Below are 9432 nucleotides of genomic sequence, written 5' to 3' on the forward strand. Positions count from 1 at the left end.
GACCTGGGCCCGGCGCTCCGCCAGGTATCCCGAGATCGTCATCGCGGAGTCCGTGATCTGCGGCGCGCTCCCCATCACCAGGCGCCCGATGATGGCGAACAGTATGGCGCCGACGCCGGCCAGCCCGCCGCATGTAAGAGGTGACTAAGCGTGCTTGCCCGGCTCGGGCCGATTCCTCCCCACCATTAGTGCCATGGCCCGCGTGGGCCCGGCCTGTCCCACCTTCCACAGGGCCTGCCCCACTCGCCGAACCAGTCGGCCAGGTAGCGGCGCATCTGGAACATCTCGGCGTGCTGGGTGTCGCGTACCTTGGCGGCGAAGTCGGCGACTTCGGGATGCTCAGCCCGCCCGGACGCCAGCAACTGCTGCGACATCCTGATCGCCACCATGTGGTGCGGAATCATGTCTTGCAGGAACGTCTCATCGAGCGCGTCGCCGGACAGCCTGGACAGGTCGCGCATCATCGGCCGGTAGCCGCCCGTTCCGGGATGCCCTGGATACCACTTGGCCAGCCACCGCTTCATGGTGGCGATCTCGGCGTTTTGCGTCGTGACGATCGAGGCGCCCAGGGCGCGCATTTGAGGCCGGCTCGAGCGCTGGAGCTGCCGCGCTGCGGCGACTGCCTCTTCGTGGTGAGCCACCATGTGAGTCAGATAGCCGGCCTCGTCACTGACGTACATGTCGTACATCCAGCCGCACGGCCCCATGGGACCCCAGTCCGTCGGTGGGGCGGTCGGCTGCCAGGTAGCGGCCGGCGGCGGGGTGTCGCTCGCGGCGCCGGCGATGCCGGTCACCGCCGCTGCCGTGGCCAGCGCCGATCCGGCCGCGATCGCCGCTATTGCCGAACGTTTCATGTCGGCCTCCAGCGTTTTGCGTCGTCTGACCTGTCCCTGCCAGCCTGGGTGCGGCCGGCCTGGCAGGCCAGTGCCATGCGACCCTGACAATCAGGACCAACGTCCATGCTCCACCGCGCGCCGTGCCCGGTCGCGGTGGTGCGTGACTCGTGAAGCGGCACGTTCGGAATTTTGCTTGGCCGGACCGTCAGAGATCGTCCTCGTCCCAGGACAGCTTGTCCCGCACGTCCACGACACCGTTGACGCGGGCCGCGGAGTGAGCGATGAGCACGGCCTCGGAGTGGGCGCGGGTGCGCCCGTAGAGCGTGACAACGCCGTTCTTGACCTTGGCCTGGACTCCGGAGGTGTCGACCTACGCGAAGTGGTGGTTGAGGTCGTGCTGGATCTCGTCGGCGAGGTCCTGGTCGGCGCGGACGAAGACTCTGATGAGGTCGTGGCGGCTGAGGACGCCGATGAGGCGACCGTGGTAGTCGACGACGGGCAGGCAGATGATGCCGTGCTCGTCCATCAGCCGCATGGCGTCCACCGCGGTCTGCTGGGGATGGACGGTGATGGCGGGTGCGGTCATGAGGTCGGCCGCAGTGCTTGCCATCGCAGGCGTGTCCGGATATGTGCCTGGTAGCCCTCACGGACGTACTGTTCCTTGAACTCTTCTTTGGGTAGCAGGTCGGCTTCGGACACGATCCCGACCACGCGCTTGTGGTCATCGACCACGGGCACCGCGCTTAGTCCGTGCTGGATGAGCCGCTCGGCGACGTTCTTGAAGGATGTGGCTGGGGTGACGGAAATGGCGTCTCTGGTCATGATCTCGTGCACCAGGACCTGCATTGCTCCTCCAGGCTTGGTGTTTTGCCTTCTCTTCCATGACAATCCCGGCGCTGCTTAAAGGGGAGTGCCATTGGTCCTCGAAGCCTGGGTCGAAGGGTCAGGATGTGGGCTCGGCGGGCGGACGATCGGCCTGTCGGGGCAGGTCGAAGGTCTCTGGGAGGGGGCCGGTCAGGCGGGAAGGCTGGAGGTGCGGAGCATGTCTGGCCGATGGTCTTCCTGGGTTTCACAGTTGTAGCCAGGTGCGCGGCGCTGCCGGCCAAGTCCGATGACATCAAGGCCGTCTACAAGGACGGTGTCCTGAAGGTCAGCTCGGGGCGGGCCGAAGGCGAGAAGGTGGAAGGCCGGCGGAGAATCGTCGCACACTGATGCCCTGGACAACACGAGCAGGGGCGCCTGCCCGCGCTCGGCGGCTATCAAGAGAGCCGATGATGCACACAGCGATCACCGTGGGAGTCGATGGTTCGCGGACCGCGCGGTCGGCGCTCGCCTGGGCGGCCGAGGACGCCGAACGCAGGGGTTTGCCGCTGCGTATCGTCCATGTGAGTGAGCCGTGGCCGTCCGAGCATCCGCTCGGCGCCTCCAGCGACGGGAAGACTCTGACCGAGCAGTGCGAGATGCTGCTCGCGGACGCGGCCGAGCGGGCCCGCACCCATGCTCCACGGGCGCGGATCTCGACGGTCCTGCTCGCTGGGTCGGTGATCGAGCGGCTCAAGACCGAGTCGGAGACGGCCGACACCGTGGTGGTGGGCAGCAGGGGACTGGGCGGGTTCAGCGGGCTCGTGCTCGGATCGGTCGGACTGAGCCTGGCCGGATATGTCAAGTGCCCCTTGGTCGTCGTGCGGACGCTCCCACACGGCGGAAGCGGCGAGGTCGTGGTGGGCTACGACGGCTCACCGTGCGCGGACATGGCGATGGAATACGCCCTGGCGCAGGCGGCAGTTCGCCATGTGCGCCTTCGTGTGCTGTACGGCAGGCGATACCCGGTCATGGCTCCGCACCCGGCCGGGTACGGGCCGCTGCCCGTCGACGAAACCCCTGAGATCGGGCAGCGCCTGATCGCGTGGCGGGAGAAGTATCCCCATATCGAGTTGATCGAGTCGATCGTCAGTGAGCACCCCGTTCCGGCTCTGGCCAAGGCCTCGCGGGCCGCCGAGCTCGTGGTGGTGGGCTCACGCGGGCTCGGCGGATTCACCGGGCTGATGCTCGGCTCCGTCAGCCACGGGGTCCTCCATCGGGCCCACTGCCCGGTGGCCGTGGTCAACGCGCCGGAGTGCCGATCCTGACCGTCGTCGCTCCGCGTTACCCGACTCAAGAAGCGCGGCATGACCACGGTCGACAATGCTCGCCGTAGTGGCGCTCCCTGAACTCTTCGTCCGGCCAGCAAGTCGGGCTCGGACACCACGCCAGCTCATACGATTCTTCGTTCGGCACTGGTACGGCGCTGATGCTGTCGGCGATGCTTTTGAACGAGCAGCAGCGACTGAGATGACTTCAGTTGTCAGCGCAGCCGTCGCAGCAGCGAAGAGGGCGGCGGCTCGCAGGGTGCCATCGTGATCCGGCGACCACCGTCGCGGCGCCCTCCGGTGTGCAGGTCCGATGCCGAGGCTGGCCAGGGGCAAGATGCGGCCACCGGCGGCTCGACCCGCGAAGGATCGCTGGGATGGTTGCCGCCATACAGGGAACGGTTTGGGGGAGTACTTACGACGCATTCCGGATGTCCCATATCGCCATGACGATCTGGCTCACCACCCGGACAAGTCCAGCTAAACGGCCGATTCGGCCGCCGGATTGGTCAAGGCCGGACGACTGGACACGGGAAGCACCCGGCCCGAGCGGTATGTCTGCAGCGAGATGTCTATGGAGGAGTACCGCGGCAGGTCGCTCCTAAGCCGGTCAGACCAGCGAGAGGCCGGCAGGTATGCGTCGGGTATGACAGGCAGGGACACGAGGAAAGAGTCATGGTACGCAAAAGCAGGCCGCGGACCACTCAGCGCAGCGAGTTGCTCCGCCAGATGCTGCGCATCCGCCGGTTCGAGGAGCACTGCGTCGAGCTTTACAGCAGCGAGAAGATCCGCGGGTTCATGCATCTGTACATCGGGGAGGAAGCGGTGGCCGCCGGAGTGTGCCAGGCGCTGACTCCGGACGACGCGGTCGTCTCGACGTATCGGGAGCACGGCCACGCCCTTGCCCGTGGGGTGCCGGCCGCGGCGATCATGGCTGAGATGTACGGCAAGGCCGCGGGATGCAGCCGGGGTCGAGGCGGCTCCATGCACCTCTTCGACGCCGACCGCGGCTTCTACGGTGGGAGCGCGATCGTCGGGGGTGGCCTGCCCCTTGCGGTCGGGCTCGCTCTCGCCGACAGGTTCCAGGGACGGAACCGGGTGACCGCGTGCTTCTTCGGCGATGGCGCGATGGCCGAGGGCGAGTTCCACGAAAGCCTCAACCTCGCCGCGCTCTGGCGGCTACCGGTCTTGTTCGCCTGCGAGAACAACCTGTACGCGATGGGCACCGCGCTGGCGAAGTCGCATGCGCAGACCGACCTGGCCCTCCGTGCTGCCGGCTACGGCGTCGTGGCCTGTCCGGTGGACGGCATGGACGCACCGGCGGTCGCCGAGGCGGCGGACAGGGCCGCGGAGTCGATCCGGGCAGGCGCGGGACCGCACTTCCTGGAGCTGCGCACGTATCGGTTCCGCGCGCACTCGATGTACGACCCGGAGCGCTATCGTGACAAGGCCGAGGTCGAGGAGTGGAAGAAGCGCGATCCGATCGAAGCCCTCATCGCGCGGATGACGGCAGCCCAAGAGCTCACCAGCGACGACCTCGCCATGCTCGAGAAGGAGATAGCGGAAGAGATCGATCAGGCCGTCGCCTTCGCTGAACAGGCGCCGGTCGAGCCGCTGGAGGACCTCACCAAGTTCGTCCACAGCGAGATCCCGCTGCCGGGTGACCCGGGGCATGCGGAGGTGTCGTCGTGACCGAGGGCACGACGACCTATCGCGAGGCCATGAGGGAGGCGATCCGCGAGGCGATGTGCCGCGATGAGCGCGTCTTCCTCATGGGCGAGGACGTCGGAGCCTACGGCGGCTGCTTCGCCGTCAGCCTGGGTCTGCTGGAGGAGTTCGGCCCCGAACGGATCCGTGACACCCCGCTGTCGGAGGCGGCGTTCGTGGGCGCCGGGATCGGGGCGGCGCTCGGCGGGATGCGACCGATCGTGGAGGTGATGACGGTCAATTTCTCTCTGCTGGCCCTTGACCAGATTCTCAACAACGCCGCGACGCTCCTGCACATGTCCGGAGGGCAGTTCAACGTTCCCCTGGTGATCCGGATGACCACCGGAGCCGGCAGGCAACTCGCCGCCCAGCACTCGCACAGCCTGGAAGGCTGGTACGCGCACATCCCCGGCCTGAAGATCCTCGCACCCGCCACCTTGGAGGACGCCCGCGGCATGCTCTGGCCGGCACTGGAGGACCCCGACCCCGTTCTCATCTTCGAACACGGCTCGCTGTACAACCTGTCAGGAGTGCCACGTCCCGGTCCGGTGGATATCTCTCATGCGGCGCTACGGCGGTCCGGCAAGCACGTCACACTGATCGGCTACGGCGGCACCGCGGGAAAGACCTTGTCGGCCGCCGACGCGCTCGCCGCCGAGGGCATCGAGGCAGACGTGATCGACCTGCGCACGCTGCGGCCCCTCGACAACGCCACGATCATGGACTCGGTCGGCCGGACGCACCGCGTCGTCATCGTGGACGAGGGCTGGCGCTCGGGCGGCCTGTCGGCCGAGATCAGCGCCCGCATCGTGGAGCAGGCCTTCTACCAGCTCGACGCGCCGATCGCGCGAGTGTGCACGGCCGAGGTCCCCATCCCCTACGCCCGCCACCTGGAGGAGGCCGCCATTCCCCAAGTGCCCGCGATCGTCGCGGCGGCTCGAGAGGTGGTCGCCTCATGACGGGCGAACCGGCGCAGTTTCGGATGCCCTCCCTTGGCGCCGACATGGAGGTGGGCAGGGTCGCCGAGTGGCTGGTCCAGCCCGGAGACCAGATACGTAGGGGAGACGTCATCGCGGTCATCGATACCGACAAGGCCCTGATCGAGGCCGAGTCGTTCCATACGGGCGTGGTGGAGAGCTTGCTGGTGGATGTCGGCGAGCGGGTCCCGGTCGGCGCGCCTCTCGCCCTCATCGCCGGAGCCGCGCCCTCGGCCGGGCCTCGCGTCCCCACCCCGCCGGAACGACCGGCCCGGAAACGGCCGCCCGCCCAGGCAGCGAAGAAGCGGCCCCAGCCAGGGCCGCCGCCGGAGCCGGTGGCCGCCCCGCCAGAAGCCGCCCCCCAGCCCTTGCCCCCGCCGCCCACCACATCCCCGATCGTGCGACACCTCGCCGAGAAGCGCGGCCTCGACCTGGCAACCGTGCACGGCACCGGCCCAGGCGGCCGAGTGACCCGAGCGGATGTCGAACGGGCCGGGGCCCGGGTGAAGGCATCGCCGCTGGCCCGCAGGATCGCCCTGGACCTCGGCGTCGACCTCGCCGCCGTCCGGGGTACGGGCCGCGCAGGGGCGATCCGCGCCGATGACGTCCGCAAGGCCGCCGCACGCGCCGGCGAGCCCAGGGAGGCGGCAGCGCCGGCCGAGGCCGCACCCGCCGTACCGGAGGCCGCCGCTGGGGAGCCCGAGATGGGAGGTCGCCGGGACGCGATGCGCCAGGCGATCGCCCGGACGATGACCCGGTCGAAACGGGAGATCCCGCACTATTACCTGAGCACCACCGTGGACATGAGCGCCGCTCTGGGATGGCTGCGCGCGCGCAACCGGGACTTGCCGGTGGCCAAGCGGTTGCTCCCCGCTGTGCTGCTCCTCAAGGCGGCTGCGCGCGCCGCCAAGGAGGTTTCGCAGCTCAACGGCTTCTGGATCGACGACGGCTTCGTACCTGGCAACGTGGTGAACCTGGGCGTGGCGATCTCGCTCAAGGGCGGCGGCTTGATCGCGCCCGCCTTGCACGATGTCGCCGATCGTGAGCTCGACGATCTCATGGCCGCTCTGAAGGACTTGGTGGCCCGGTCGCGCGCCGGACGGCTGCGCGGCTCGGAGATGACCGAGGCCACCATCACCGTGACCAACCTGGGAGAGCAGGGAGTGGAGGCAGTCCACGGCGTCATCTACCCCCCGCAGGTGGCCCTCGTGGGCTTCGGCAAGATCCTCGACCGTCCGTGGGCGGTCGACGGGTTGCTCGGGGTCCGGCCCGTGGTCACCGTCACTCTCGCCGCCGATCATCGTGCTACTGACGGTTTCACCGGCGGTCGGTTCCTCACCGCCGTCGACCGGCTGCTCAACCACCCGGAGGGGCTATGAACCCGCAGCAGGCCCGGGTGCTCATCGAGCAAGCGCTGGCTCAGGTGGCACCGGAGGCTGAGCTGTCGGCACTCCCGCCGGACGCCGACTTCCGCGACCTCCTCGAACTGGACTCGCTGGATTTCCTCAGTTTCGTCGAGACGCTCAGCGATGCCAGCGGTTACCGCATTGAAGAAGACGACTACCCTGCGCTAACCACTGTGGCAGGAGGCGCGAACTTTCTGGCCGCCCACGCCTGATCGGGATGACCGGCGCTCATTGAGCAGGGTGCTCCAGCGTCGAGATGTCGCCTTCGGGAAGGCCGAGTTCGCGGGCTTTGAGGAGGCGGCGCATGACCTTGCCGCTGCGGGTGTGCGGCAGGTTCTGGTCGAAGGCGATCTCCCTTGGGGCGACCGCGCCCAGCCTGCGGCGGCCGAAGGCGATCAGTTCACGCCGGAGCACCTCGGCGGGCTCGAAGCCGGGGTTGAGGGTGACGAAAGCCTTCACCAGCTCGCCTGCCACCGGATCTGGTCTGCCTATCACGCCGGCCTCGGCGACGGCGGGGTGCTCCATCAGCACCGATTCGACCTCGAACGGTCCGATGAGGTGACCGGCCGACTTGATCACGTCGTCTGCCCGCGCGACGAACCAGAAGTATCCGTCCTGGTCCCTGCGCGCGATGTCGCCGGACAGGTACCAGCCTCCGGCGAACGCCTTGGCGTATCGTTCGGGCTCGCCAAGATACCCACGGAACATCGAGGGCCAGCCGGGTCGCAGCGCGAGTTCCCCTTCGACATCCGGCTCCTCGATCACGCGTACGTGCCCCTCGACGACGCGGGCGCGGCCGTCACTGCCCCGCGCCAGCAGCGCCGCCTCGATCCCGGGTAGCGGACGCCCCATGGATCCCGGCTTGATGTCCATCGAGGCATAATTGCTGATCATGATGGCGCCGGTCTCGGTCTGCCACCAGTTGTCATGGACCGGTAGGCCGAGCGCGTGCAGGCCCCAGACCGCCACCTCGGGGTTGAGCGGTTCGCCGACACTGGCGATGAACCGCAGCCGGGACAGATCGTACTCACGGGGCAGCTCATCGCCGCTGCGCATGAGCATGCGCAGCGCGGTCGGGGCGCTGTACCAGACGGTCACTCTCTGGTTCTGCAGCACGCGGTACCAGCGGCGTGCGTCGAATTCGCCTGCGTCGACCACGAGGGTGAGCCCGAGGCTGAGGGGTGCGATGACGCCGTACGACATGCCGGTGACCCAGCCGGGATCGGCGGTGCACCAGAAGACGTCCGACGGGCGCAGGTCGAGAGCGTAGGCCGCGGTCACGTGGTGGCCGACCACGGCACGGTGCACGTGCACCGCGCCTTTGGGCTTGCCGGTGGTGCCGCTGGTGAAATGGAGCAGCGCCATGTCCTCGGGGTCGGTGGGCGGAATCTCGAACTCCTCCCCCGTGCCCGCCATCAACTCGTTCAGGAGCAGGGTGCCTTCAGGCGCGGGCCCGCCACCGGTCACCAGCACGTGCTTCAAGCCCGGCAAGGACTCTCGAATGCCGGCGATCTTCCGCTGGTACAGCTCAGGCGTGGTCACGAGCACACGCCCGTCCCCGAGGCGCAGCCGCTCGCGAATCGGCTCAGGGCCGAAGGCGGAGAACAGCGGGGAGAGCACGCTGAGGTTCTTCAGCGTCCCCAGGACCGTCACGTACAGTTCGGGCATCCTGCCGAGCAGGGTGAACACCCTCTCATCCTTGCCGACCCCCAGGCCGCGCAGCACGTTGGCGAAATGGTTCGTCGCGACATGAAGATCCCGATAGGTCAGCTCGACGACCTGATCGTCTTTGCCCACACATCGGAGCGCCACATGGTCGCGCCAGGCTCCGTCCAGGTGACGGTCGACGGCCTCGTACGCGATGTTCAGCCCCCGGCCGCCCGGCAATCCGCGGAAAGAGGACCGCTGGGCCGCCTCCCAAGAGAATGCTCGGCATTCGTTCTCATAGTCGGCCAGGTTGGGCGCGGCAGCCGCTCGCCCGGTCTTATGGATGAGATCCCATGTCATCACGGTTCCCTCCCGTCGACAGGACTGCATCACTGACACGGCGGGCCGAGAGAACCCCAGAACCCCGTCCGTGCACCGGAAACATTCACAAATGGGATTAATACCCATCGGGCTTGCATCGAGTGCGGGCGACCGACGTGTTGCGGGCGCGACCGATACCGGTACATCACATGCAGTGGATGCGGCGGCCCGTGATCTGGTGCGGGACGATCCGGATGTAGAGGTGGCGCTCGCCGCCCGCCCACGGCGTGACGTCCGCGTCGGCCACATCGCCGATCTCGTCCGGCGCCACATGGTGGGCGGGCCCCTGCACCAGGACGCTCCACCCCTCGCGGTTGGTCTCGTCGATCTGGTCGATCTCGAAGGCGAT

The 9432-nt window shown here is 68.1% G+C and carries 11 protein-coding genes and 1 pseudogene; 6 read left to right on the top strand and 6 right to left on the bottom strand.

Features of this window, described 5'->3' with window-relative positions:
• Positions 1-185: 185 nt before the first annotated feature.
• The 4 genes and pseudogenes from ACIBVN_RS60035 to ACIBVN_RS60050 form a co-directional block, all read right to left on the bottom strand.
• Positions 186-854 (bottom strand): DUF305 domain-containing protein, encoded by a 669-nt coding sequence (locus tag ACIBVN_RS60035; RefSeq protein WP_397151758.1) that lies wholly within the window; start codon positions 852-854, stop codon positions 186-188.
• A 187-nt stretch (positions 855-1041) separates the two neighbouring features.
• A pseudogene (locus ACIBVN_RS60040) lies at positions 1042-1143 on the bottom strand (hypothetical protein); the annotation flags it as partial.
• 63 nt (positions 1144-1206) lie between these two features.
• Positions 1207-1422 (bottom strand): HPP family protein, encoded by a 216-nt coding sequence (locus ACIBVN_RS60045; protein WP_397151760.1) that lies wholly within the window; start codon positions 1420-1422, stop codon positions 1207-1209.
• Positions 1419-1682 carry a CBS domain-containing protein gene (locus ACIBVN_RS60050; RefSeq protein WP_397151762.1) on the bottom strand — a complete coding sequence of 88 codons (264 nt, stop codon included), beginning with the start codon at positions 1680-1682 and terminating at the stop codon, positions 1419-1421. The genes ACIBVN_RS60045 and ACIBVN_RS60050 overlap by 4 nt, the downstream gene beginning before the upstream one ends.
• 207 nt (positions 1683-1889) lie before the next feature.
• On the opposite strand from ACIBVN_RS60050, the gene ACIBVN_RS60055 reads away from it, so the two are divergent.
• From ACIBVN_RS60055 to ACIBVN_RS60080, 6 genes are all read left to right on the top strand, one after another.
• Positions 1890-2048 carry a hypothetical protein gene (locus ACIBVN_RS60055; RefSeq protein WP_397151764.1) on the top strand — a complete coding sequence of 53 codons (159 nt, stop codon included), beginning with the start codon at positions 1890-1892 and terminating at the stop codon, positions 2046-2048.
• A 59-nt stretch (positions 2049-2107) separates the two neighbouring features.
• Entirely contained in the window at positions 2108-2965 is an 858-nt protein-coding gene (locus tag ACIBVN_RS60060; RefSeq protein WP_397151766.1) for a universal stress protein, read from the top strand.
• Positions 2966-3640: 675 nt separating this feature from the next.
• Positions 3641-4657, top strand: a complete 1017-nt coding sequence (gene pdhA, locus ACIBVN_RS60065) for a pyruvate dehydrogenase (acetyl-transferring) E1 component subunit alpha (protein ID WP_397151768.1) — start codon at positions 3641-3643, stop codon at positions 4655-4657.
• Positions 4654-5631, top strand: coding sequence for an alpha-ketoacid dehydrogenase subunit beta (locus tag ACIBVN_RS60070; protein WP_397151770.1), 978 nt, complete (start codon positions 4654-4656; stop codon positions 5629-5631). The genes pdhA and ACIBVN_RS60070 overlap by 4 nt, the downstream gene beginning before the upstream one ends.
• Positions 5628-7028 (top strand): 2-oxo acid dehydrogenase subunit E2, encoded by a 1401-nt coding sequence (locus tag ACIBVN_RS60075; protein ID WP_397151772.1) that lies wholly within the window; start codon positions 5628-5630, stop codon positions 7026-7028. Before ACIBVN_RS60070 ends, ACIBVN_RS60075 begins: the two co-directional genes overlap by 4 nt.
• On the top strand, positions 7025-7267 hold the full coding sequence (locus ACIBVN_RS60080; protein ID WP_397151774.1) for an acyl carrier protein: 243 nt from the start codon (positions 7025-7027) through the stop codon (positions 7265-7267). The genes ACIBVN_RS60075 and ACIBVN_RS60080 overlap by 4 nt, the downstream gene beginning before the upstream one ends.
• Before the next feature lie 16 nt (positions 7268-7283).
• Here ACIBVN_RS60080 and acsA read toward each other — a convergent pair whose 3' ends face one another.
• Positions 7284-9062, bottom strand: coding sequence for an acetate--CoA ligase (gene acsA, locus ACIBVN_RS60085; protein ID WP_397151776.1), 1779 nt, complete (start codon positions 9060-9062; stop codon positions 7284-7286).
• A 166-nt stretch (positions 9063-9228) separates the two neighbouring features.
• The coding region (locus tag ACIBVN_RS60090; protein WP_397151778.1) for a pyridoxamine 5'-phosphate oxidase family protein at positions 9229-9432 on the bottom strand (204 nt) is incomplete at its 5' end.

This window comes from Nonomuraea sp. NPDC049400, from assembly GCF_044466425.1.
In the GTDB taxonomy this organism is placed as follows: Bacteria; Actinomycetota; Actinomycetes; order Streptosporangiales; family Streptosporangiaceae; genus Nonomuraea.